The following is a 21,586-nucleotide window of genomic DNA, read 5'->3' on the forward strand; positions in this document are numbered from 1 at the left end:
GGACCGCCCGGGGCACGGGGTGAGCGGCGGCGGACAAGGCGGCTGCGCAGGTCAGTAGGCTGGTCGCCATGTCGGATCAGATAGCCGGTCTTCCGGAGCTGCGCGGAGACTGCGCCCACTGTTTCGGGCTGTGCTGCGTCGCCCTGCCCTTCGCCCGATCCGCCGACTTCGCGCTGGACAAGCCCGCGGGCAGACCCTGCCCCAACCTCGGCGGGGACCACCGCTGCGGTGTCCACGCCGAGCTGCGCCCGCGGGGCTTCACCGGCTGCACGGTCTACGACTGCTTCGGTGCCGGGCAGAAGGTCTCCCAGGTCACCTTCGGCGGGCAGGACTGGCGCAGCGGCTCCCCGGAGCACGCCCGCCGGATGTTCGACGCGTTCCCGGTCGTACGGCAGCTGCACGAACTGCTGTGGTACCTGACCGAGGCGCTCGGCCTGCCCGCCGCCGGCCCCGTCCACCCCGCGCTGCGCCGGGCGCTGGAGAGGACCGAACGCCTCACCCGGCAAACCCCCGAGGAACTGGCCGCGCTGGACGTGGCCGCACACCGGCAGGAGGTCAACGCCCTGCTGCTGCGCACCAGCGAGCTGGTACGGGCCGACGCCGGCCCCAGGACCAAGGGGAGGGGCAAGGGCAGGGACCGGCGGGGCGCGGACCTCGTCGGAGCCCGGCTCGGGGGCGCCGACCTGCGCGGGGCGAGCCTGCGCGGCGCCATTCTCATCGCCGCCGACCTCACCGGCGCGGACCTGCGCACCGCCGACATGATCGGCGCCGATCTGCGCGACGCCGACCTGACCGACGCCGACCTCACCGGGGCCTTCTTCCTCACCCAGCCGCAGGTCGACGCGGCCCGGGGCAGCGCCGGCACGCGTCTGCCCGGGTCAGTCACCCGCCCCGCGCACTGGGCACCGGTCGCCTGATCCGGCGCCCTCGTCAGCCGTGACCGGCACCGGGGCCCCGGCGACCGGACAGCGGGCGTCGGCCTCGGGGGAGTCCCCGGGCGACTGCGCCGAACCCCCCGCGGACCGCGCGGACCCGGCCGCCGGGCGCCGCCGCTCCAGCCGCAGGCGCAGCCCCTCCGGCATCAGGGTCAGGCGCTCGGCGACGCTCAGCCGGTAGCCGGGATCGATGCGCAGGTCGTAGCGGCGCAGCAGCAGGCCGAGGACCAGGGTCGCCTCGTGCAGGGCGAACTGGCGGCCGATGCAGGCACGCGCCCCGGTGCCGAACGGCTTGAAGGTGTGCGGTGGCCGGGCCCGTACGGCGGCGGCCTCGAAGCGGTCCGGGTCGAACCGTTCGGCGTCCTCGCCCCACACCTCCGGTTCGCGGTGCAGCATCGGCGTCAGCACCAGGGCCCACGCGCCCCGGCGCATGGGGTGCTCCCCGGCGAGGAGGGTGTCCTGGCGGGCCTCCCGGGCGAAGGCCGGCGCGGTCGGCCACAGTCGCAGCGACTCGTCCAGCACCCGGCGGACGTAGCGCAGCTTGGCCACCTGGTCGTAGCGGGGCCGGGCGGCGTCACCCCAGACGCGGTCGACCTCGGCGCGGGCCCGGGCGGCGACGTCGGGGTGCCGGGCGAGGTAGTAGAGGGCGAAGGAGAGCGCGCCCGAGGTGGTCTCGTGGCCCGCGACCAGGAAGGTGATCACCTGCCGGCGGACGTTCTCGGCGGACAGCTTCTGCCCGGTCACCGGGTGCGCGGTCGCGAGCATGCGGTCCAGGAGGTCTCCCTCGCCACCCCCGGACCGGCGGCGGGCGGCGACCAGGGCGTCGACCGTGCGGTCGAGGTAGGCCATGTCGGCCGCGTTGCGCCGGGTGGCGGCGCGCAGCAGCAGCGGGGCCAGCGGCCCGGGCACGCTGTTCAGCCGCTGCGCGTGGCTGAGGGTGCCGACCATGGCCGTGACGAAGGGGTGCGGCCGGTCCCGCTCGAAGGAGCCGAAGTCGTGCCCGAAGCCGGTCCGTGCGATCGTCTCCAGGGTGAGCCGTGTCATGTCGCCGGGGGCGTCCACCGTGCGCCCGGCCGCGAGCTGCCGGTCCCAGTGGTCGGTGAGCCGCCCGGCGACGGCCAGCATCATTCCGTGGTAGCCCTCCATGGCCTCCCGGCCGAATCCGGGTGCCAGGACGTCGTGCGCCAGCTGCCAGTTGGGCTCGTGGTTGTAGGCGGTGAACAGGCCGTCGCCCGCCACCGGCCGCAGATTGGCGACCCCGAGGCCGACGTGTTTGGCGAAGCGGGCCTCGTCGGCGAGGTCGGCGACGAGCCGTGCCCCCCACACGAACACGAACTCCTTGCCGAAGGCCCGCCGCCGGAAGACGGGACCCAGCTCGCGCGCGAAGCGCATCGAGTCCTGGAGCGGCCGGCGCCGGTCCACGCCGAGCACATCGCCGAGCAGCGGCAGCCGGCGCGGCGGGTGCGGTATGCGGTGCAGCTCGGGCCAGCCCTGCTCGGCGCTCCGGAAACCCTTGGGCAGCCCGGTCTGCGTCGTCTCCGCCATGACGCGATCTCCCTTGGTCCAGCGGATGGTCGAAACTGTGGCGCGCGCGTGTTGTACGTGAGTTCAATAACGGATCCAGTGTGGTCCCCTTGTTGAATCGGCGTCAAGTAGAGTGACGCCATGCCCGCGAACCAGGGGGAACGCGCCCGGCGCAGACTCAGCACCGAGGAGCGCCGTGAGCAGCTGCTGTCGGTCGGCGCGCGGCTGTTCTCGGAGAGTCCCTACGACGAGGTGCGGATCGAGCGGGTCGCCGAGATCGCCGGGGTGTCCCGCGGGCTCCTGTACCACTACTTCCCGAACAAGCGGGACTTCTTCACCGCGGTCGTGGAGCGGGAGAGTGTCCGCATGCTGCGCATGACGGCGGCCGTACCCGGTGTGCCGGTGCGTGAGCAGCTCACCGCCGGCCTGGACACCTACCTCGGCTACGTGGAGGCCCATGCCCACGGCTTCCGCGCCTTCCACCGTGCCGACGCGGCCGGCGACCAGGCCGTACGCCGCGTATACCGGCAGGCGCTGGCCGCGCAGGAGAAGCAGATCCTGGCCGCGCTCGCCGCCGACCCCGAGTTCGGGCCGGTCCACGTGTCCGGGCCGCAGGTGCGCCTGGCGGTGCGCGGCTGGCTCGCCTTCACCACCGCCGTCTGTCTCGAATGGCTGCGCGGCGAGGGGGAGCCGACCCGGGAGCAGGTGCGTGACCTGTGTGCCCGCGCCCTGCTCGGTGTCCTCGCGTAACCCCTTGCCGCGGTACGGATGCGGTGTGGCCGGCGGGCGCCTCGATCTGCGGGGTGTGCCGTCGACCGGCACGGACCGACCCCGCGCATCGAGCGCAGCCGCGCACACGCTGGCGTACGGCTGCCCTTCCACACGCCCGCCGACGATGTCGCCCGGCTCGCCGAGCGCGTGCACGTCCTGCTCGCGCGACTCAGCGGCACCGCCTGCCCCCGCGCGCTACAACGGCAGCGCGCAGACGGCGACGGGTGAGACGAAGGGCGTGCCCGCGGAGCGCAGCCCGCCGTCCGCGTCGACGTGGAAGACGGTGACCGTGCCGGAGCGCTGGTTCGCCGCGAACAGCAGCCGGCCGTCCGGGGAGAACGCGATCTGCCGCGGGAAGTCCCCGCCCACCGGCACCGTGCCGAGCAGCCGCAGCCGGGCCCCGTCGTCCTCGACGGCGTACCGGGCCAGGCTGTTGTGGCCCCGGTTGGCGAGGAACGCGTACCGGCCGTCCGCCGTCACCAGGATCTGCGCCGGGTAGTTGGTGCCGCCGTCGGCGCCCGTCGGCTGCGGCTCGCCGACGCTCAGCCGGCCCGACCCCGGATCGTAGGCGCACACGGCGATCGTGTCGTCCACCTCGTTGGCCAGGTAGGCGTACCGGCCGCCGGGGTGGAACGTGAGGTGGCGCGGTCCCGCGCCGGGCCGGGTGTGCGCCTGCGCCACCTCCGTGAGCGTGCCCCTCGCCAGGTCGAGGCGGTAGGTGTAGACGGTGTCGGTGCCGAGGTCGACGGCGAGGACGTGCCCGCCGTCCGGACTCGTGAGGAACTGGTGCGCGTGCGGGCCCGTCTGGCCGGGGCCCGGCTGCGGGGAGGAGTGCGTGACCAGAGCGGTCCGCCCGCCCAGGGCGCCCGAGGCGTCGACCGGGTGCACGGCGACACTCCCCGACCCGTAGTTGGCGCTGAGCAGCCAGCGGCCGGTGGGATGCACCGACAGATGGCAGGGGCCCGCGCCGCCCGTGCTCCGGGTACCGAGCACCCGCCGGTCCTGGAGGCGTACGGCCGTGACGCCGCCGTCTGGCCGCTCGTCCACCGCGTACAGCGTGCGGCCGTCCGGGTGCACGGCGAGGTACGACGGGTCGGGGACCCCGGTGAGCGTGCCCGAGCCGGTGATCCGGCCCGACTCCGGGTCGTACGACGCGAGGGCGACGCCGGTGCCACCGCCCTCGGTGGAGGTATAGGTGCCGACGTACAGCGGGCGGGGTCCGGACGGTTCGCGGGCGGCCGCGGCGGCGGCCCGCCGGTGGGCGGCGGTCCGGTCGTCCGCCGGCGGCGCCGCCGGGGCAGGCACCGCCACCACGGCCGCCGTGCCCGCCACGGCCCCGACGAACCGGCGCCTGCTCCAGCCGCCACCACGGCGCTCCGCGCCGTCCCGGACCACGGGAGAACCCCGTCGTGCCGCCCGTGCCTCCGTGTCCATGCCGCACCTCAGGTCGTCGGTCACACCCCGCTCGTGACAGCCACCTTGGCCCGCGCCCACCCTCAGGGGCAAGCCCGGCAAAAGGTGTTGCGCGCTGTGCAACGCCGGGGCGGGCGGGTGAAGGGCCGGCCTGACCGCTCCGCTACAACCGGCGCCCGGCGGTCACCACTCGCCGTCCTCCACCGGCTTGCCCGGGGCGTCCTTCAGGGGGGTGATCTGGCCGGGGGACGGGGGCTGCCACGGGTCCGGATCGGTGCCGAGCCAGTCGCCGACCGGCTTGACCCCTTCCAGGGTGTCCGTGGGGGCGAGATCCTCGGCGTCCGCGTCGTAGTAGTCGTACCAGGGCAGGCCCGCACGGGTGTACGCCGCCCGGTCCACCGGTGACGGTGGCGGCGCCTCCCCGGTGATCCGGCGCCACTCCGGGGGCGTGACCAGGTGCACGAACACCCGCCCGGCCGGCTCCTCGGACCAGTCCGTGAGGGGCCGGTCGTCCTGGTAGACCTCCTGCCGCATCGAACCGCCGACGCCCAGACCCATGGCCGCGGCGCGCCGCGGGGCGGCGCCCGGAGCCGGCGGTACGGCACCCCCCGGCCCGGACGCCATCATCGGGCCCGCCGCCCCGGGGGCTCCCCCCGCCATGGGCGGCGGGGCCGCGCCGTACCCACCGGTCACGCCGAAACCGCCGGGCGCGCCGAGCGTCCGCTCCCGCTCCGGCCGCTCCCGCTCCTCCCGGCGCCGCCACTGCGCGAGGGCCTCGTCCCGGAGCGGGAACGACCGGAGCTGGATCCCGCCCCACACCTCCTCACCGGTGACCTGGCCCTCGACCGTCGCGCCCAGACCGAGGGGCACCGCCACGAACTGGCGGACGGTGCCCTTGCCGGAGTTGATGCCGTCCAGCCAGGGCTGGCGGGGCAGCACCAGGTAGTTCTGCGGGCGCCGGACCAGCCGGTCGCTCCACCGCTCCCCGGACACCGCGCACACCTTGCCCGCGCCGACCTGGAGGGCGGCCGGCTCCGTCGTACCGGCGAAACTCAGCCACATCGCCTCGCGCAGATACACCGGCAGCATCACGCCCCCGCGCGTCCGCCACTCCTCCGGCACCCGGTCGGCGTAGTCGGCCACCCGCCGGACGGGGAACTCGCCCAGCCCCGGCGGCAGCGGATGCGTGCCCGTCTCCGGCAGCCGCAGCGTGCGCACGAACCGCACCGCCACCCCGCCCGGCAGCCGTACGGTGTTCCCGTCGATCCGGACCCCTGTACCGCTCATGCGCCCGCCCCTCGCTCCGCGCGCCGGCCCGTCCGGCGCCCTCTCACCCAGAACGTTCGCCGAACCCCGCGCGGTTCCGCCACAGCTCCTCCTGGACCCCGAGCCGCTCGCGCAGCCGGGACATCCGGGGCAGCCTGGTCCGCTGCTCCCGGGAGACCCGGTCCAGCTCCTCCAGGAGCCGGCGGGTGCGGTGCTCGGTGTCCAGCTCGTCGATGATGCGGGTCGTCTCGGTCAGTACGGCGCCCAGCAGCTGCCAGTGCTCCCAGTCCTTGCGGACCTCCTCCCGGAGCAGCTCGGCCAGCCGGTCCCGGGTACCGGCCGCTGTGTGCAACTCGGCGGTCAGCCGGCTCTCCGCCGATTCGGCGTTCTCGCTCAGATGGGTGGTCACCAGCACGGCGAAGCTGACCACGGCGTCGGCGATCTCCGACAGCAGCTGTTCCACGGTGGCACCCACCGGCGGCGGGAACAGCTCCTCGGACGCGCGGGCCTTCGCCAGGTCGGTGAACGAGCGGGCCAGCACCCGCAGCACGACCGTGCAGATCTCCAGCGTGTCCAGACCGGTGCGCAGCACCACCCGGTGCAGCAGCCCCTCCTTGACGCGCGGATTGAGCCGCAGACTGTCCTCCGCCTGCCGCAGCGCCGCGTCGACCTGCACGATGTCGTGGTCGAGCCGGCGTGCCTCGTGCAGCCGCTCGGCGGCCTGCTCCCAGGGCGTCCGGCCCGCGGCCTCCTCACCCATCCGCAGCATCAGCTGCCGCACCCGGCGCGCCAGGTCCTCGATCGACCGGCCGGCCTCGTCCACCCAGACGGGCGGCGGCAGCAGCAGGTTGCAGGCCGTGCCGACGACCGCGCCGATCAGCGTCTCCACGATCCGCGCCCACGCGGTGAAGCCGACCGTGGTCACCCCGAGCACCAGCATGGCGCTGATCGCCACCTCGGCCACGTACTCGTCGACGCGCACCAGGTGTCCCACGCCCAGCGCGGCCACGATCAGTAGCGCCAGGCTCCACCAGGTCAGGCCGACCAGCACGCTGAAGGCGATGGCCACCAGCACGCCCGCGACCACCGCGTTCACCCGGCGGATGCCGTTGGTCAGGGTGGCGTAGAAGGTCACCTGGACGACCAGCAGGGCGGTCAGCGGTGCGGTGAGCGGGGCGGGTTCGGGACTCAGCCGGAGCGCGATGACATAGGCGATCGTCGCGGCCGCCGCCGACCGCAGGGTCTGGACGACCACCGGCTCCCGGTGGCGTCGCACCAGTCGCAGCAGTCCTGTGATCCACTTCCGTACGTCGAGCATCCCTTGGCCTGTTCCCGTTCATCGGGCGCATCGAACATGATCGTTTCACCGACCGTTCCTGTCCGCAAAGTTTCAGGTGTGCTCATGCGTATGCGTCATCCACGCGGGGGCGGTCTTCACCACACTCTCCCCGCGGGTCCGGTGGTCGCCGCCCTCGACCGGACCGCCCTTCCGCTGCGCTCGCCTTCGAGAACCGGGTGGTCCGCCATCCGGTCGAGGAGATGGGCTTCCGCACCTTCGCCCTGGCGGCGCCCCGGACCACCGGCCGGCGCCGGCCCACGATGCCGACGGGCCGGTGCACGCGCGGCAACTGCGGGCGGCGTACGCCCAGCGCGCCGGGACGGGCCGCCGGAACCGGCCGCGCGCCGGAGCTGCTGCGGCGGCCACGCACGACGCGCACGAGCCCCAGGACCCCCACTGCCCGAAGACGAAGACGCAGGGTGCCTTCCCGCGCGACCGCCTCGGCCCGGACCAGGTCGGCGTGCGGGACGGAGACTCGGGGCCTGCGGCCCCGGTCAGGCGTACAGCTTGTCGAGGAAGGCCGACAGGTTGCCCGTCATGCGGGCGATCTGTTCCTCCAGGGTCAGGCTCTCCTCGAACCGGGCGCCGGAATCCGGGACCTTCTTGCCGCGCACGTACAGCGGACACGCCAGGTCCGTGCACATGTACAGCCCGACCGAATTGCCCTCCCGGCCCGCCGTCCCCGCCTTCCGCGCGGTCATCAGCGACACCCCGCCGCCGGGATGCGTGGTCAGGCACAGCGAGCACATGCTGCGGTGCAGGAAACCGCGCTGCGAGGCGGGGTAGCGCAGGGTGACGCCGATCAGCCGGCCGTCCCGCTCGGTCACCAGAAAACTGCGGTCGGGGGCCCCGGGATCACGCCAGCCGAGGAAGTCCAGGTCGTCCCAGGGGCGTTCACCGAGGTCGCGCGGGACCGCCAGCCGCTTGGCCTCGCCCTTGGAGCAGTTGATGAACGAGTCGCGGATGTCCGGCTCGGTGACGGGTCGCATGGGGGAGTCCTCCGGATTCGGTGTGCCCTGAACCTAAGGGGTCTAGGTTCACGGGTCAGCGTAGGCAGCCTCCGGGACGGCGGGCCAATGGATTTCCGCTGCCGCCTCCTTCCCGCCGCCTACTCCGCCTCCGCCGGCCCCACACCGGGCGGCCACACTCCCGGGACGAGCACGCCCAGGGCGTAGGCGCGGGCGACGAGTTCGGTGCGGTTGGCCGCGCCCCACCGTGCCGACAGGCGGCGCATGTGATAGGTGACGCCGTCCCTGCTCAGGCCCAGTTCCCGGGCGGCGCGGGCGGTGGTGGCGCCGCCCGCCAGCAGCGCGAGCACCCGCCGCTCCACCGCGCTGACCACCGGCCCGGCCGCCGGCCCCGGCGCGGGGCACTCGCCCCGCGCCCGCAGCATCACCAGCAGCGCCGGTGTCTCCTGAACGCTGTCGCTCACCGGGTCCGCGGTCAGCTCACCGCACCGCTCGGCCCCGCCGGGCGCCCGCCAGCACACCGACACCTGGTAGCGGGAGCGGTGGCGCAGCCGCAGCGCCTCGGCGATCCGCTCCACCTGGGTGGTCTCCTGCGGCCGGAACAGCTCCAGCACCTCCCGGCCGCGCAACCGCCCCGGGGTCGTACCGCACTCCGCGGCCATCACCGGGTTCGCCAGCACCGCACGACCGTGCACGTCGCACACCGCCACCGGGAGCGACACCCGGTCGAACAGGGTCAGTGCGCGGTTGCGCCACACCACCGCGTCGGCCCGTACCGCCTCCATCGCACCTCCCGGTCCGCCGCCCGCCCGCCATCAAAGAGGAAGAGGCAGGTCAGGGGCAACTCGATGGAACGGCCATCAGCGTCGCACCCGCTCCGCACCGGCGACCGGCAGGGTGCTCGGGGTGCGTGAGCGCGGGCTGCTCCGTTCCCTCGAAGACATCTCAGGAGGCCAAGAAGCCGGGCGGGTCCCTCGGCGGTCGGGCTGGTGGCCCATGAACCCGCCATCCTCCCGTACATCTTGATCGCTGCCGAACCCGCTGATTAGCTGACCGGCATGACCGAGCTCGGACCCATCGCCTGGCCGCCCGCTCCGATCAAGACCGAGAGACTCGTGCTTCGTGAGCCCGAGGCCCGCGACCGTGCGGCGGTCATCGAGCTGTTCGCCTCACCAGAGGTGAGCTCCTATCTCGGTGGCCCTCGACCGCGTGACGAGCTGGAGCGCGCGATGCCCGGGGCACCCGGCCGGCGCCCCGGCCGTTTCGCAGTCGATCTCGACGGGGTGATGATCGGCCAGATCACGCTCACCAAAGACACGGGGAACCTTCGTCAGGCTGCCGGGAAAGTCGAGCTGGGCTACCTGTTCCTGCCGCAGGCGTGGGGACACGGGTACGCCGCCGAGGCGTGCGGTGCGGCACTCGACTGGTTCGCCGGCGCGCTTCCCGGCGAACCAGTGGTGCTCGCCACCCAGACCGCCAACGTCCGCTCGATGCGCCTCGCGGCGAAGCTGGGTTTCATCGAGGTGGAGCGGTTCGAGGCCTATGGCGCCGAGCAGTGGTTCGGCATATGGTCCTCGGGCGCATCGTCCGATTGAGCTCGTCCTCGACGGCGCGGATCTGTCGGAGCGCTGTCGTTCTCGCGCTCGGAGTCAGGTGGGCCTGCGGGTTGCGCAGGTGCTTCTGCCGCCGCCCGCTGCGAGAACATGGCATCAGACCCGTGATCGCCCCACGCGGTGCCGCCCACGGCTTTGGACCGGGCCGGGTCCGCCGGGCGGGCCTTCGCCCGGCTTCACCAGGTCGAACGGCTCCGCACCCGGTGCGAAAGACGAGCTGATCCCCGTCGGGGCCCGTCGATCGGTCAGTCGCCGAGGATGCGTTCCCACAGCAGCGCGTCCCGCCAGCCTCCGTCGAGGAAGATCGAGGAGTGGGCGACACCGTACGGACTGAACCCGTTGCGGCGCAGCACCCGCTGGGACGGCAGATTCTCCAGATGGGTGGACGCCTCGGCGCGGTGCAACCCGAGCTCGTCCGCCATCACCTGAAGCGCGAGTGCGACGGCGCGCCCGGCGTGCCCCTGGTTCTGGGCGACGCTCGCGATCCAGTATCCGACGGAGCCGCGGCGCAGGTGCGGCTGCGGCAGGACGCCTCCGACGGTGACCTGCCCGATCACCTGGTCGTCAGCGAGGACCACGCCCGGCCAAGCCGTACCGGCTCGGTGTCCGGCCAACAGCCTCTCGATCCGCTCCGACTGGCCCTGCGGGGTGAAGAATTCGGCCGGCTGGGCCGGTTCCCACGGCCGGAAGGCCTCGAAGTCCCGCGCCCGGTGGGCGGCGATCGGGGCGGCGTCGGTGGGCTCGATCAGGCGGATCCTGGTGCTGCTGCGCATGGGCTGACCCCCGTCGCGGTGTGCCGGATGAGACGGCCAACCTACGGGAGCCGCAAGAACCGCCACTGCCGTACAGCCGCCTGGCCAGGAGCTTCGTCCTGTAACGATCGGTATGTCCCGGGCGGCGGCCCCGTACGGGGAGGAGAGGCGCGCCCGGCACCGCCGGGGCGTGTGGTCCGGGAGCGGCTCCCGGAGGGTGTCCCGGGAGCCCGCTCGCCGTGCCGGTCCCGCGGACTCGCCGAGCCCCCGATCCCCGACGGTCGGGCCGCTCGCGCCCCGACCCCACCGCCCCGGGAACCGGGACCCCCGACCCCGCCCGGCCCGGGCCTCCCGGCCCTGCGACCCCACCGGTCCGACCACCCTCAGCGCCCGGACCCGGGGCGTCCCCCGCCCGGGCGCCCGCTTCGCTCATAGTTTGAAATAAGGGTTGGCGTGAAGTCGCGTCCTGTCCTCCCCGGGAGGTATGTTGCAGGTCGGGCAGGGGATGGGAAGGAACCACATGGCGGGGCGGAACGGACGCACGGTACGTGATCTCCGGCGCGGCAACCGTACGGCGGTGCTGCAACGGCTGTATTTCGACGGCCCGCTCAGCCGCTTCGAACTGGGTCCCGCCACCGGGCTGAGTTCCGGCTCGGTCAGCAACGTGGTGGCGGACCTGGTCGCCGACGGCCTGGTCGAGGAGGCCGGCAGTGTCGACTCCGACGGCGGCCGGCCCCGCACCCTGCTGCGTGTCGCCCCCCACAGCGGCCAGATGATCGGCGTCGATGTCGGCGAGACCCGCGTCCGCGTGGAGCTGTTCGACGTCGCCCTCACCGAACTCGCTCGTGCGGAGAGGCCGTTGACCCCGCAGGGCTACGACGTCGACGTCATCGCCGGCCATATCCGCGACGGCGTCGCCGAGGTCCTCACCGCCCGGCAGGCCGATCCCGACCGGCTGCTCGGTGTCGGCGTCGGCGTCCCCGGCATCGTCGAGCGTTCCCCGGACCGGGGTGCCGTGGTCCACGGGCAGACCATCGGCTGGGACGCGGTCCCGCTGGAGCGGCTCCTCCGCTCGGCCTCACCGCTTCCCGAGGAGGTGCCGTACTTCATCGACAACGGCGCCAAGACCCTCGGCCAGGCGGAGATGTGGTTCGGGGCCGGCCGCGGGGCCCGCAACGCCGTGGTCGTGCTGTTCGGTTCCGGGGTCGGCGCCTGCCTGGTCACTCCCGAGGCGGAGCACGGGCGGGCCCTGGAGTGGGGTCATCTGACCGTGCGGGTGCGCGGGCGCCGCTGCCGCTGCGGCGCACCCGGCTGCCTGGAGGCGTACGCGGGCGCCGAGTCGCTGCTCGCCCGCTGGCGCGAGGAGGGCGGCCGGCCGCCGGCGGACACCGACGAGGAGACCGCGCTCACCGCTATGCTCGCCGCCGCCTACCCGGCCGAGGGCGAGACGGCGGACCCGGCCGCGCTGGCCGTCCTGGAGGAGACCGCCGAGTACCTCGGCGCCGGACTCTCCGACCTGATCAACCTCTTCCAGCCCGAGCGCATCCTCATCGGCGGCTGGGCCGGGCTCCAGCTCGGTACCCGCTTCCTGCCCGCCGTACGCCGGCACGCGGCGACGTACGCGCTGCGGCACCCGGCCGACAAGGTGACCATCGACCTCGGCCGGCTGGGGCCCGACGCGGTGACGGTCGGCGCCGCGATCCTGCCGCTGGCCGGCTTCTTCGCCAGTGGCGGACGGCGCCCGGAACCGGTCGGCGAGGCCCGGCTGCCCGCCTGGCGCACCGCGCTCCAGGAACGCGCCCCGCGCTGAGCCGGTGCCCGCGCGCGGGCCTGTGCCCGGAGGCCCGCCCGCGGGGGGTCTCAGTCCGTCGGCTCCTGCGCCCCGGGATGTTCCGGGTGCACCGTGCCCTGCCGCGGCGCGCCCTGCGGGCCACTGCCGGCTTCGTCGGTGTCCGGCACGGCGCCTTCGTCCGGCACGGCGTCCTCGTCCGGCGCGTCGCCGAGCGCGTGTCCCGGTACGACGTCCAGCGGGTCCTCTCCGGGACCGGCCTGCTGATCGGGCATGTCCCTGGGGACGGGCCGCTCCTCGGCTCCGGACGTGGCACCGGGTTCCTGCACCGCCATGGTTTTCTCCGCTCCTCTTCGGTTCGAACTGTGGGTCTCGGTGATGTGCTCAGCCGACCTTGCGTCCCCGCATCGGCTCGGTCTCCATGCCGCCGCCCTTGCGGAGGCCGTCCAGGAACTCCTGGAGGACTTCGGTCGCCGTGTACCGCGGCTGCCAGCCCAGCTCGGTGCGCGCCCGGCCGCTGTCCATCATCGGCAGCCGCAGCACGGCGTCGAACAGGTGCGGTGAGGCGGGCAGCAGGTGCAGTCCCCACGCGGCGGCGATCGCCGACCGGACCGCCGTACGCGGCAGCCGCACCGGCCGTGAGCCGAGCAGCTCGGCGAGCACGCCCGCGTCCAGCGGGGGATCGGCGGCCAGGTTGAAGGGGCCGCGGGCGGTGTCCGTGTGCACCGCGAGCCGGTAGGCCTCGGCGGCGTCGTCCGTGTGCAGGGCCTGCATCCGCAGGCCGGGGACGTCCGGCAGGAACGGCAGCAGTTCCGGCCGGACCAGCGGCCCGGGCAGGAACCGCCCGCCGAAGATCCGCCGCTGCTCGCTCGCCGACTGCCACTTGAACAGGAACGCGGGCCGCATGCGGACCACCCGCACCTCGGGGTGGTCCCGTTCGAACACGTCCAGCGTGCGCTCCAGGTAGGCCTTCTCGCGGCAGTACGCGGCGTCCGGCCAGCCGTGCGTGGGCCAGTTCTCGTCCACCGCGTGGTCCTTCGGCCCCGGCGAGTACGCCCCGACGGAGGAGGCGTGCACCAGCACCGGCACCCGGGCCGCGGCGACCGCCTCGAACACCCGGATACTGCCGAGCACGTTGGTCCGCCAGGTGGTGGCCGGATCGTGGGTCGGCTGGAACGCCCAGGCCAGATGGATCACGGCGTCGGCGCCCTCGAAGCGCTCCGCGAGGCTCGCCCGGTCCGAGGCCAGGTCGACGGCGGACCACTCGGTCTTCGCGGGCGACCACTCGGGTGTCCGCCGGGCCAGTCCCCGCACCGACTTGACGGCGGGATCCTCCGCGAGCAGACGCACCACACTCGTCCCGACATTGCCGGTGGCGCCGGTCACGACGACCCTGCTGCCCACTGAGCTGCTCACCTTCGGCTCCTCTCGTCGTCACGGCGGAGGCTGAGACGAGCGGCCGGGTACCCGGGCACCGTGCCCGCACACGCGGCATGACGTCACGGGTAATCGACCGCGCGGCCCCCTGCGCGGAACCATCGGATCACCGAGCACGGCGGGCGTCCCGTCCCGCCGCCGGATCCATACCGAAACCCCAGGAGGCCCCCATGCCGTACTTCACGAGCCCCGTCGACGGCGCCCGACTGCACTACGCCGACCACGGCCCCGCCGGCGGGCCCGTCGCCGTCTTCGTCGCCAGCGCCTACCTCGGCCACGACATGTGGGAGCACCAGATGCTGCCGCTCGCGGAAGCCGGCTACCGCTGCGTCGGCCTGGACCGCCGGGGCCACGGCCGGTCCGAGGACACCTGGACGGGGTACGACCTCGACGCCCTCGCCGACGACCTGCACGGCCTGCTCGACCACCTGGATCTGCGCGAGGTCACCCTGATCGGGCACTCGGTCGGCACCGCCGAGGTGGTCCGCTGCCTGACCCGGCACGGCACCGCGCGGGTGGCCCGTGCCGCGCTGGTCGCCGGAGTCACCCCGGGCCTGGTCCGCTCGCCGGGCCTGCCGGAAGGCCTGGACCCGGCGGCCGTCCAGGCCGACGACGAGATGTTCCGGCGTGACCGGGCGGCGTACTTCGCCGCTTCGGCCGACGACTTCTTCGCCGTGCACCAGCCCGGCAACGAGGTGTCGCCGGAGTACGTCCGCCATCTGATCGACCGCTGCCTCACCGCCACGCCGCGCGCCTCGAACGGCGTCCGGGCCGTGGTCGCCGGCCTGGATCTCACCGCGGAGCTGCCCACGGTCGGGGTCCCGGTGCTGGTCGTGCACGGCACCCACGACACCTCGGCGCCGCTGGCCCTCACCGGGGAGCGCGCGGCACGCCTGGTGCCGGACGGCACGCTGAAGGTCTACGAGAACGGCGGCCACGGGCTGTTCACCACGCACGCGGAGCTGCTCACGGCGGACCTGCGGGAGTTCCTCGGCTCGGTGCCCGGGCGGACGGCCGTAGCGGCCGCGGCGGGTTCCGCCGGCCGGTGAACGGGCCGCCGGGCAGGCTGCCGGACAGAGGGGAGCCCCGGCCGTGACGGGGGAATCACGGCCGGGGCGGTCGGAAGGTGGGTGCGGACGGCGGTCGCCTCGCGGCGAGACGCTCCACAGGGCTTCAGCCGGACGATCGTCCCTGTGGGCAGAAGGTGAGGCCCGGGGACACTGTCCCGTCCACACCCACGGTTGGTTCAACGGGCAACCACCTCGCGGTGTTCCATCCGGCCGGCATGACCTGCGTCACTCCCCGCCGAACGGGCTCTCCGCCAAGCGGTCCAGCAGGTCGGCCGGGCCGGCGTACACGGCCTCGGCGCCCGCCTCCTCCAGGTCGGCCCGGGGGAGCCCGCCGCACAGCACCCCCACACAGCGGACGCCGGCCTTGCTGCCCGCCTGCATGTCCCAGACGGTGTCCCCGACGAACACCGCCCGCGAGGCCGGGACCCCGGCCAGCTCCAGCGCGTGCTCCACCGGCTCCGCGGCCGGCTTGCCCTCCTGTACGTCGTCGGCGCTCGCCGTGTCCGTGATGGCGTCGTCCGCGCCGATCGCCCGGCGCAGCGCGCCCAGCTCCGCACCGCTCGCCGAGGTGGCGAGGACCACCGTCCAGCCGTCCGCACGCAGCCGCCGCAGCAGCTCGGCGGCCCCCGGCAGGGCGGGCAGCCGGTCGAAGTACTGGCCGTACAGCGCCTTGTGCGCGGCGCTCAGCGCCGAGTCCTGGTCCTTGTCCCGGTCGTCGCCGAGCAGATGGGCGACCAGGTCCTCGGAGCCCAGCCCGACGGCCCGGTGCACGGCGTGCATGGGCACGTCGTGACCCGCCTGCCGGAACGCCTCCCACCAGGTCACGACGTGCAGGTGATTGGTGTCGACGAGGGTTCCGTCGACGTCGAACACGGCGGCGCGGTTCATGGGTGTCCTTTCCTCTTCAGCTCTCCGACCGGGTACCACGCCCGGACCCGGCCACGCGTGCCGGCAGCCGTCCTTCGCGCGTCCAGCCCAGCAGTTCCCCGGCCGACCAGGTCGTCACCACCCGCTCCGGCGGCACCCCGCACTCCTCGGCCCGCGCGCAGCCGAGGATCTGCCAGTCCAGCTGGCCGGGTGCGTGGGCGTCGGTGTCGACCGCGAACAGCACACCCGCCTCGACGGCCGCGCGCAGCAGCCGCCGGGGCGGGTCCAGGCGCTCCGGACGGCTGTTGATCTCCACGGCCGTGCCGGACTCGGCGCACGCGGCGAACACCTCCGCCGCGTCGAACTCCGACTCCGGCCGCCCCCGGCCCGTCACCAGACGCCCGGTGCAGTGCCCGAGGACATCGGCGTGCGGACTGCGGACGGCGGCCACCATCCGCCGCGTCATCGACCGGGCGTCCATCCGCAGCTTGGAGTGGACCGACACCACGACCACGTCCAGCCGCTCCAGCAGCTCCGGCTCCTGGTCCAGCGAGCCGTCGTCCAGGATGTCGCACTCGATGCCGGTGAGCAGCCGGAACGGCGCCCAGCGCGCGTTCAGCCCCGCCACCACCTCCAACTGCTCCCGCAGCCGCTCCGGTGACAGCCCGCGGGCCACGGTCAGGCGCGGCGAGTGGTCGGTGAGCACGGTCCACTCGTGCCCCAGCCCGGCCGCCGCCCGTCCCATCTCCTCGATCGGGCTGCCCCCGTCGGACCAGTCCGAGTGCGTGTGGCAGTCCCCGCGGATCAGGGCCCGCAGCGCGGCGCCGGGGCCGTCCGCCGGGGCCGGCGCACCGGCCTCCTCCTCCAGCGTGCGCAGATAGCCGGGCACCTCACCGGCCAGCGCCTCCCGCACCACCTGGGCGGTCTTCGGCCCGAGGCCCTTCAGGGTCTCCAGGGTCCCGCCCGCCGCCCGCTGGGCCACTTCCTCCCCGGGCAGCGCGGCGAGCACCCGGGCGGCGGTGCGGAAGGCCCGTACCCGGTAGGTGGGCGCGAGCGACCGCTCCAGCAGGAAGGCGATCCGGTCCAGTGCGGCGACGGGTTCCATGCACACCAGGTTCACACCGGGCACCCCGCGGGGGCGCGGCGAACCGCCGGACACGCCCCACGCCCGCCCGCCACGTCCACGGCCCCCGGCACCGGTTTGCCCCCACCGCCCCCGGGTACTGCGCAGGATCACCCGAACGTGAGGAGGACGTCATGCCCAGCCCAGCCGCAGCACGCCGCACGGCGGTCGTCACCGGAGCGGACAGCGGCATCGGCCGCGCCACCGCCGTACGGCTCGCCGAGGCCGGCCTGGACGTCGGTCTCACCTGGCACTCCGACGACAAGGGCGCCGAGGAGACCGCGCGGGAGATCCGCGCGCACGGCCGCCGGGCCGTCGTCGGCCGGATCGATCTCACCCGGCCGCCCGAGGCCGCCGACACCGTGGACGGGCTCTACGAGGAGCTGGGCCGCGTCGACGTGCTGGTCAACAACGCCGGTACGGGCACCATGACCCCCTTCCTCGACCTGGACCTGGCGGATGTGCGCCAGGTCCTGGACGTCGACCTCGTCGGCCCGTTCCTGCTCGGGCAGCGGGCCGCCCGGCGCATGATCCGGCAGGGCGGCGGCGGCCGGATCGTCAACGTCACCTCCGTCCACGAGCACCAGCCCCGGGTCGGCGCGGCCCCGTACTGCGCGGCCAAGGGCGGGCTCGGCCTGCTCACCCAGGTGATGGCCCTGGAGCTGGCCGAGTACGGCATCACCGTGAACGCGGTCGCGCCGGGCGAGATCGCCACCCCGATGACCGGCCAGGAGGACACCGACGTGCACACCGTGAGCCGCCCCGGCGTACCGCTCGGCCGGCCCGGTGACGCCCGCGAGGTCGCCGCCGTCATCGCCTTCCTGGCGAGCCCGGACGCCTCCTACGTCACCGGCGCCTCCTGGAGCGTGGACGGCGGCATGCTGCGCATGGGTCCCCAGGCCGGCTCGCACCTGACCAGCGACGACTGGCGCCGGCCCTGAGACGCCGATGAGGCCGCGGACCGGTTCCTGCGACGGACCCGGCCACCGGCGCGTCCGCTGCGGCCGGGGCTGCCGCCACGCCGGACCGCACCGGCCGGCGCCTCACCGATCCCGGACAGCTCGCCCGCGCGCCCCGACCGTTCCGCCCGCCCGGCGTGACGTGACGGCTCCGGCGGGACGACCCGCCCGGGCGTGTTGCGTTCTACCCTCGATGGCATGACCGAACAAGCAGTTCCCCATATGTCCCGTCCGCGGATCCTGGTGCTCGGCGTGTGCCCGGGCAGGCCGGGCGAGCCGCCGTTCAGGATCATGGAGATCGACGGTGAGGTGATCGGCGAGGCGCGGACCGTGACCGACGTGCTGGAGGCCGCCGCCGCCCACGGCCTTCCCATCCACGACCTGGACGACCCGGACGTGGTCCGCTTCGTGGGCGGCGACAAGTACACCTGGAGAGTGCACTGAGCGGACGGCTCAGCCGACCGTCCACTTCTGGTTGGCGCCGCCCGAGCACGTCCAGAGCTGGAGCCGGGTGCCGTTGGCCGAGTTGTTCCCGGTGACGTCCAGGCATTTGTTCGCCTGCGGGTTGACGATGTCGTGCGCCGCGGTGACGGTCCACTTCTGGTTGGGGCCGCCGGTGCAGTCCCACAGCTGGACGGCCGTGCCGTCGGCCGTACCGTTGCCCGTCGCGTCCAGGCACTTGCCGAGCGCCCGCAGCGTGCCGTCCGAGCCTGCGGTCCACTGCTGCGCGGGGGTGCCGTTGCAGTCGTAGAGCTGGACCGGTGTGCCGTTGGCGCTGTTCGCGCCGGCGACGTCGGCGCACTTGCCGGCCAGCCCCCGGACCGGCACGCCGGAGGGGCTGTTCGCGGTCGTCACCGACACCGAGTCCACCAGGAGCTGCTGCGGGAACTGGGTGGAGGCGTCCGGGTCGCCGGGCCAGTAGCCGCCGACCGCGAGGTTCAGGATCAGGAAGAACGGCTTGTTGTCGTACACCCAGGTCTTCCCGCCCAGGTCGGCGGGGGTGCGTCGCTCGTACACGGTGCCGTCCACCGACCAGGTGATCGAGCCGGGCGCCCAGTCGACGGCGAAGGTGTGGAAGGCGTCCGCGAAGGCCTGCCCGTTCGGCAGGGTGTAGCCGGCGCCTATGCCGCCCGAGCCGGAGTAGCCGGGGCCGTGGATGGTGCCGTGCACGGTCGAGGGTTCGAAGCCGACGTTCTCCATCACGTCGATCTCGCCCGAGTCCGGCCAGTTGACCGGCGTGCCGAGCATCCAGAACGCCGGCCACATGCCCTGCCCGCGCGGGATCTTCATCCGGGCCTCGACATGGCCGTAGGTGGCCTGGAACTTGCCGGCCGTGTTCAGTCGGGCCGAGGTGTACTGGCAGCTGCCGTACCAGCACTGGTACCCGGCCGGGTTCTCCTTCCGGGCGGTGATCACCAGGTGGCCCTGGCCGTCCAGGGCGGCGTTCTTCGTGCCCGACGTGTAGTACTGCCGTTCGTGGTTGTTGACGTTGTCGCCGGTCTCCAGGGTCCACTTCGAGGAGTCGACCGCGGCACCCGCGGGCCCGTCGAAGGTGTCCGAGAAGGTGGTGGCGGCCGCTGCCGCGGGGGCGGCGGTCTGCGCCCGCGCCGGGCCGACGGCGGCGGAGCCGATCAGCGCGGCGGACAGGGCGGCGAGGAGACATCTGCGGAGCAGACGCGGGGAGGCCATGGCTCTCCGTTCACTGTGGGGAGTGGGGGAGCGAATGTGATGCCTCTTGATTTAAGAAGTGAGATAAGGACCCGTCAATACTCTGGTACGGACCTGTTGCCCGCCCTCACTCCGCCGAGGGCTCGGTCACCCGCCGGTGCACCCCGCGACCGAGCCGCCGCCCGAGGACCAGCCAACCCAGCAGCGCCCCGGTCGTGTTGAGGATGACGTCGTCGATGTCGAAGGCCCGCCCGGTGACCAGCGCCCCCTGCACCAGCTCCACCATCAGCATCACCAGCGCGGTCAGCACCAGGACGTGGAGCATCCCCCGCGCGCGTGGCGCCAGGACCGGCACCAGCACCCCGAACGGCACGCCGAGCAGCACGTTCCCGCCGAGCTGCCGGAGCGCGTCCCGTACCGGCGCATGCTCCAGATAGGCCCTCAGCGAGCTGCCCGGGTGCAGGTTGCTGTGTGTCAGGGACACCGACGCGGGGGAGGGCTGGAGCGTGATCCGGGCCAGTACGACGGCGAACGCCACCATGAACGCGAACGCGGCCAGGACCGCCAGCACCCGGACGGGCAACGGCAGCGCGTGCCGCGGCACGGCCGGCGGACGGGGCTCCTCGGCCTCGGGCCGCTTCCTCGCGGTACGCAGCACCGTGGGCAGGCGCAGGGCGGTTCGGGCCATCGGGTCCTCCAGTCGTCAACCTCCGCGTTCCGTAGGCCGCTTACCCCCGCCTCGCCCCGGGATGCCGCCGTCTCGGCACTCACCCGGGGGCCGGCCCCTGCGGGCCGCCGCGGTGACGGTCGCCGCCGGCGCACTCGGGCTCGCGAGCCTGCCGCCGTTCGGCACGGCGCTCGGCGAGGCGGTCACCCACGAGGCGGTCGGCGGCCCGCTCACCATGGTGCACGTGGCCGCGTCGGCGGTCACGGCCAGCGCGGCTCTGCGGGTCACCGCCCGCGTGTCCGTCGGACTCGGGCCGCGCACCCGGAGGGCTCCGCCGACTTCGGAGCCAGGGGTTCGGGCGAGGAACCCGAGGAGTCCGGACGGCTCCGCCGGATCCCGGACACCGTCACGATCGTGCCCGCCGTCCTGCTCGCCGCCGGGGTGCCCCCGGCGGCGACCTGGTGGCCCGTTCGGTGAACGAGGCCGGGGCGGGCGGCGCCCACGCCTGCGTGTCCCGGACCGCGACGGCCGCCCGCTGGGGGCGCGGCCACCGCCGTGCCGGCGGTGGCCCTTGCCTCTCTCGCCGTGACCCACGCGCCCCGCGCGGCCGCGCCCGGCCCGGGCCGCGCCCCTCGGACGCCTCCGCCCCGGACACGCGGACGACCACGTGACCTGGCTTTTGGCGGGCGTCGCAGTGCTGGGGGCGCTGGCCCTGCCGGGCGTACCGGGCGGCTGACCCGGCCGGTCAGCCGCGGTAGGAGACGCGCACCTCCTCGAAGCCGAGGGAGCGCAGCAGGCCCTGGAGCATGGCGGTGGTGTTGTGCTCGGCGCGGGCGGTCAGCCCGCTGCTCCCGGCCGCGTCGCCGATGTGCCGGACGGCGAGTTTCTGCACGGCCTGCTCGCTGTTGGGGTTGTCCGAGAACAGGTCGCCGAGCCGGTCCAGCAGCCCGCGCTGCTTGGACACGGCGTAGGAGTGACGCGGGTCGAGGGCGGGGGTGCCGAGCCGTGCGTGCGGCAGCCGGAGCGTGGCGGACGTGCGGTCGCTGTTGACCGTGACGTCCTTCTCGCCGATCCGGCCGAGGTCGACGTAGGCGTCCACGGTGCCCGCGCCGACGTAGAGGGTGCGGGTCCCGCGGATCGCGTCCGGCAGGAACTTCGCGTCCTTCTCCAGGTCCACGACGACCTGGAAGGTGCCGGACGCGGCGTCGTAACGGCTCATGTCCCGGACGGACTTCAGCAGTGCGGGTCCGGAACGGTCGTGGGTCTGCGTGCCGAACAGGTCCTTGATGCCCGGCAGTACGGCCAGCCGGATCCCGGCGAACAGCACGGCGAGCACCAGCACGAGCGCGGCCACGGCCTTGGCCCAGCCGGGCAGGCGTCTGACGGGAGTCGTCATCGCGACGGCCCTCCTTCCTGCTGACCGGA

General features: G+C 74.1%; 21 protein-coding genes and 1 pseudogene. 8 read left to right on the forward strand and 14 right to left on the reverse strand.

All coding sequences use genetic code 11. The features are described from left to right. Positions 1 to 68 precede the first annotated feature (68 nt). Positions 69 to 917 (forward strand): pentapeptide repeat-containing protein, encoded by an 849-nt coding sequence (locus ACGFT1_RS29800; protein WP_373912090.1) that lies wholly within the window; start codon positions 69 to 71, stop codon positions 915 to 917. On the opposite strand, the gene ACGFT1_RS29805 is transcribed toward ACGFT1_RS29800, so the two are convergent. Next, positions 879 to 2,480 carry a cytochrome P450 gene (locus ACGFT1_RS29805; protein WP_373912091.1) on the reverse strand — a complete coding sequence of 534 codons (1,602 nt, stop codon included), beginning with the start codon at positions 2,478 to 2,480 and terminating at the stop codon, positions 879 to 881. The genes ACGFT1_RS29800 and ACGFT1_RS29805 overlap by 39 nt on opposite strands. A 120-nt stretch (positions 2,481 to 2,600) precedes the next feature. Here ACGFT1_RS29805 and ACGFT1_RS29810 point away from each other — a divergent pair, with 120 nt between their 5' ends. After that, complete coding sequence (locus tag ACGFT1_RS29810) at positions 2,601 to 3,209, forward strand: TetR/AcrR family transcriptional regulator (RefSeq protein WP_373912092.1); 609 nt, start codon at positions 2,601 to 2,603, stop codon at positions 3,207 to 3,209. Positions 3,210 to 3,260: 51 nt separating this feature from the next. After that, positions 3,261 to 3,458: pseudogene (locus tag ACGFT1_RS29815) on the forward strand (DUF2470 domain-containing protein); the annotation flags it as partial. Here ACGFT1_RS29815 and ACGFT1_RS29820 read toward each other — a convergent pair. The 5 genes from ACGFT1_RS29820 to ACGFT1_RS29840 form a co-directional block, all read right to left on the reverse strand. After that, positions 3,426 to 4,562: a lactonase family protein gene (locus tag ACGFT1_RS29820; protein ID WP_373912202.1), complete on the reverse strand. Its 1,137-nt coding sequence runs from the start codon at positions 4,560 to 4,562 to the stop codon at positions 3,426 to 3,428. The pseudogene ACGFT1_RS29815 and the gene ACGFT1_RS29820 overlap by 33 nt on opposite strands. Positions 4,563 to 4,826: 264 nt before the next feature. Continuing rightward, positions 4,827 to 5,930, reverse strand: coding sequence for a hypothetical protein (locus ACGFT1_RS29825; protein WP_373912093.1), 1,104 nt, complete (start codon positions 5,928 to 5,930; stop codon positions 4,827 to 4,829). 43 nt (positions 5,931 to 5,973) lie between these two features. Next, complete coding sequence (locus tag ACGFT1_RS29830) at positions 5,974 to 7,227, reverse strand: aromatic acid exporter family protein (RefSeq protein WP_373912094.1); 1,254 nt, start codon at positions 7,225 to 7,227, stop codon at positions 5,974 to 5,976. Positions 7,228 to 7,742: 515 nt separating this feature from the next. Continuing rightward, positions 7,743 to 8,237 carry an FBP domain-containing protein gene (locus ACGFT1_RS29835; protein WP_373912095.1) on the reverse strand — a complete coding sequence of 165 codons (495 nt, stop codon included), beginning with the start codon at positions 8,235 to 8,237 and terminating at the stop codon, positions 7,743 to 7,745. Positions 8,238 to 8,356: 119 nt separating this feature from the next. Further along, entirely contained in the window at positions 8,357 to 9,001 is a 645-nt protein-coding gene (locus tag ACGFT1_RS29840) for a LuxR C-terminal-related transcriptional regulator (RefSeq protein ID WP_373912096.1), read from the reverse strand. 273 nt (positions 9,002 to 9,274) lie between these two features. Here ACGFT1_RS29840 and ACGFT1_RS29845 point away from each other — a divergent pair, with 273 nt between their 5' ends. Next, positions 9,275 to 9,811 (forward strand): GNAT family N-acetyltransferase, encoded by a 537-nt coding sequence (locus ACGFT1_RS29845; RefSeq protein ID WP_373912097.1) that lies wholly within the window; start codon positions 9,275 to 9,277, stop codon positions 9,809 to 9,811. A gap of 263 nt (positions 9,812 to 10,074) precedes the next feature. Here ACGFT1_RS29845 and ACGFT1_RS29850 read toward each other — a convergent pair whose 3' ends face one another. After that, positions 10,075 to 10,602 carry a GNAT family N-acetyltransferase gene (locus tag ACGFT1_RS29850; RefSeq protein ID WP_373912098.1) on the reverse strand — a complete coding sequence of 176 codons (528 nt, stop codon included), beginning with the start codon at positions 10,600 to 10,602 and terminating at the stop codon, positions 10,075 to 10,077. A gap of 499 nt (positions 10,603 to 11,101) precedes the next feature. On the opposite strand from ACGFT1_RS29850, the gene ACGFT1_RS29855 reads away from it, so the two are divergent. Continuing rightward, positions 11,102 to 12,391 carry an ROK family protein gene (locus ACGFT1_RS29855; RefSeq protein ID WP_373912099.1) on the forward strand — a complete coding sequence of 430 codons (1,290 nt, stop codon included), beginning with the start codon at positions 11,102 to 11,104 and terminating at the stop codon, positions 12,389 to 12,391. 50 nt (positions 12,392 to 12,441) lie between these two features. Here ACGFT1_RS29855 and ACGFT1_RS29860 read toward each other — a convergent pair whose 3' ends face one another. Together ACGFT1_RS29860 and ACGFT1_RS29865 are read right to left on the reverse strand one after the other, a co-directional pair. Further along, positions 12,442 to 12,705, reverse strand: coding sequence for a hypothetical protein (locus tag ACGFT1_RS29860; RefSeq protein ID WP_373912100.1), 264 nt, complete (start codon positions 12,703 to 12,705; stop codon positions 12,442 to 12,444). 49 nt (positions 12,706 to 12,754) lie between these two features. Beyond that, positions 12,755 to 13,786 (reverse strand): SDR family oxidoreductase, encoded by a 1,032-nt coding sequence (locus ACGFT1_RS29865; protein WP_373912101.1) that lies wholly within the window; start codon positions 13,784 to 13,786, stop codon positions 12,755 to 12,757. A gap of 191 nt (positions 13,787 to 13,977) precedes the next feature. Between ACGFT1_RS29865 and ACGFT1_RS29870 the strand changes: the two genes are divergently transcribed. After that, entirely contained in the window at positions 13,978 to 14,856 is an 879-nt protein-coding gene (locus ACGFT1_RS29870; RefSeq protein WP_373912102.1) for an alpha/beta fold hydrolase, read from the forward strand. A gap of 246 nt (positions 14,857 to 15,102) precedes the next feature. Here the strand turns inward: ACGFT1_RS29870 and ACGFT1_RS29875 are convergent, their stop codons facing one another. Together ACGFT1_RS29875 and ACGFT1_RS29880 are read right to left on the reverse strand one after the other, a co-directional pair. Next, positions 15,103 to 15,765: an HAD family hydrolase gene (locus ACGFT1_RS29875; protein ID WP_373912103.1), complete on the reverse strand. Its 663-nt coding sequence runs from the start codon at positions 15,763 to 15,765 to the stop codon at positions 15,103 to 15,105. Between the two features lie 16 nt (positions 15,766 to 15,781). Then, a complete protein-coding gene (locus tag ACGFT1_RS29880) occupies positions 15,782 to 16,849 on the reverse strand; it encodes a PHP domain-containing protein (protein WP_373912104.1) in 1,068 nt (355 codons plus the stop codon). 152 nt (positions 16,850 to 17,001) lie between these two features. Here ACGFT1_RS29880 and ACGFT1_RS29885 point away from each other — a divergent pair, with 152 nt between their 5' ends. Next, a complete protein-coding gene (locus tag ACGFT1_RS29885) occupies positions 17,002 to 17,808 on the forward strand; it encodes an SDR family oxidoreductase (protein WP_373912105.1) in 807 nt (268 codons plus the stop codon). A gap of 216 nt (positions 17,809 to 18,024) precedes the next feature. Continuing rightward, entirely contained in the window at positions 18,025 to 18,270 is a 246-nt protein-coding gene (locus ACGFT1_RS29890; RefSeq protein WP_356822968.1) for a hypothetical protein, read from the forward strand. A gap of 9 nt (positions 18,271 to 18,279) precedes the next feature. Here the strand turns inward: ACGFT1_RS29890 and ACGFT1_RS29895 are convergent, their stop codons facing one another. From ACGFT1_RS29895 to ACGFT1_RS29905, 3 genes are all read right to left on the reverse strand, one after another. Further along, on the reverse strand, positions 18,280 to 19,515 hold the full coding sequence (locus ACGFT1_RS29895) for a ricin-type beta-trefoil lectin domain protein (protein WP_373912106.1): 1,236 nt from the start codon (positions 19,513 to 19,515) through the stop codon (positions 18,280 to 18,282). Positions 19,516 to 19,621: 106 nt separating this feature from the next. After that, a complete protein-coding gene (locus ACGFT1_RS29900; protein WP_373912107.1) occupies positions 19,622 to 20,182 on the reverse strand; it encodes a VanZ family protein in 561 nt (186 codons plus the stop codon). Between the two features lie 724 nt (positions 20,183 to 20,906). Next, complete coding sequence (locus ACGFT1_RS29905) at positions 20,907 to 21,557, reverse strand: DUF4230 domain-containing protein (RefSeq protein ID WP_373912108.1); 651 nt, start codon at positions 21,555 to 21,557, stop codon at positions 20,907 to 20,909. Positions 21,558 to 21,586: the final 29 nt, after the last annotated feature.

It is taken from the genome of Streptomyces sp. Y20, from assembly GCF_043195475.1.
Classification (GTDB): Bacteria; Actinomycetota; Actinomycetes; order Streptomycetales; family Streptomycetaceae; genus Streptomyces.

Bases quoted from the DNA above. Each gene is read 5' to 3' on its own strand.
- ACGFT1_RS29800 (WP_373912090.1), top strand. From the start codon at position 69: ATGTCGGATCAGATAGCCGGTCTTCCGGAGCTGCGCGGAGACTGCGCC.
- ACGFT1_RS29805 (WP_373912091.1), bottom strand. From the start codon at position 2,480: ATGGCGGAGACGACGCAGACCGGGCTGCCCAAGGGTTTCCGGAGCGCC.
- ACGFT1_RS29810 (WP_373912092.1), top strand. From the start codon at position 2,601: ATGCCCGCGAACCAGGGGGAACGCGCCCGGCGCAGACTCAGCACCGAG.
- ACGFT1_RS29825 (WP_373912093.1), bottom strand. From the start codon at position 5,930: ATGAGCGGTACAGGGGTCCGGATCGACGGGAACACCGTACGGCTGCCG.
- ACGFT1_RS29830 (WP_373912094.1), bottom strand. From the start codon at position 7,227: ATGCTCGACGTACGGAAGTGGATCACAGGACTGCTGCGACTGGTGCGA.
- ACGFT1_RS29835 (WP_373912095.1), bottom strand. From the start codon at position 8,237: ATGCGACCCGTCACCGAGCCGGACATCCGCGACTCGTTCATCAACTGC.
- ACGFT1_RS29840 (WP_373912096.1), bottom strand. From the start codon at position 9,001: ATGGAGGCGGTACGGGCCGACGCGGTGGTGTGGCGCAACCGCGCACTG.
- ACGFT1_RS29845 (WP_373912097.1), top strand. From the start codon at position 9,275: ATGACCGAGCTCGGACCCATCGCCTGGCCGCCCGCTCCGATCAAGACC.
- ACGFT1_RS29850 (WP_373912098.1), bottom strand. From the start codon at position 10,602: ATGCGCAGCAGCACCAGGATCCGCCTGATCGAGCCCACCGACGCCGCC.
- ACGFT1_RS29855 (WP_373912099.1), top strand. From the start codon at position 11,102: ATGGCGGGGCGGAACGGACGCACGGTACGTGATCTCCGGCGCGGCAAC.
- ACGFT1_RS29860 (WP_373912100.1), bottom strand. From the start codon at position 12,705: ATGGCGGTGCAGGAACCCGGTGCCACGTCCGGAGCCGAGGAGCGGCCC.
- ACGFT1_RS29870 (WP_373912102.1), top strand. From the start codon at position 13,978: ATGCCGTACTTCACGAGCCCCGTCGACGGCGCCCGACTGCACTACGCC.
- ACGFT1_RS29875 (WP_373912103.1), bottom strand. From the start codon at position 15,765: ATGAACCGCGCCGCCGTGTTCGACGTCGACGGAACCCTCGTCGACACC.
- ACGFT1_RS29880 (WP_373912104.1), bottom strand. From the start codon at position 16,849: ATGGAACCCGTCGCCGCACTGGACCGGATCGCCTTCCTGCTGGAGCGG.
- ACGFT1_RS29885 (WP_373912105.1), top strand. From the start codon at position 17,002: ATGCCCAGCCCAGCCGCAGCACGCCGCACGGCGGTCGTCACCGGAGCG.
- ACGFT1_RS29890 (WP_356822968.1), top strand. From the start codon at position 18,025: ATGACCGAACAAGCAGTTCCCCATATGTCCCGTCCGCGGATCCTGGTG.
- ACGFT1_RS29895 (WP_373912106.1), bottom strand. From the start codon at position 19,515: ATGGCCTCCCCGCGTCTGCTCCGCAGATGTCTCCTCGCCGCCCTGTCC.
- ACGFT1_RS29900 (WP_373912107.1), bottom strand. From the start codon at position 20,182: ATGGCCCGAACCGCCCTGCGCCTGCCCACGGTGCTGCGTACCGCGAGG.
- ACGFT1_RS29905 (WP_373912108.1), bottom strand. From the start codon at position 21,557: ATGACGACTCCCGTCAGACGCCTGCCCGGCTGGGCCAAGGCCGTGGCC.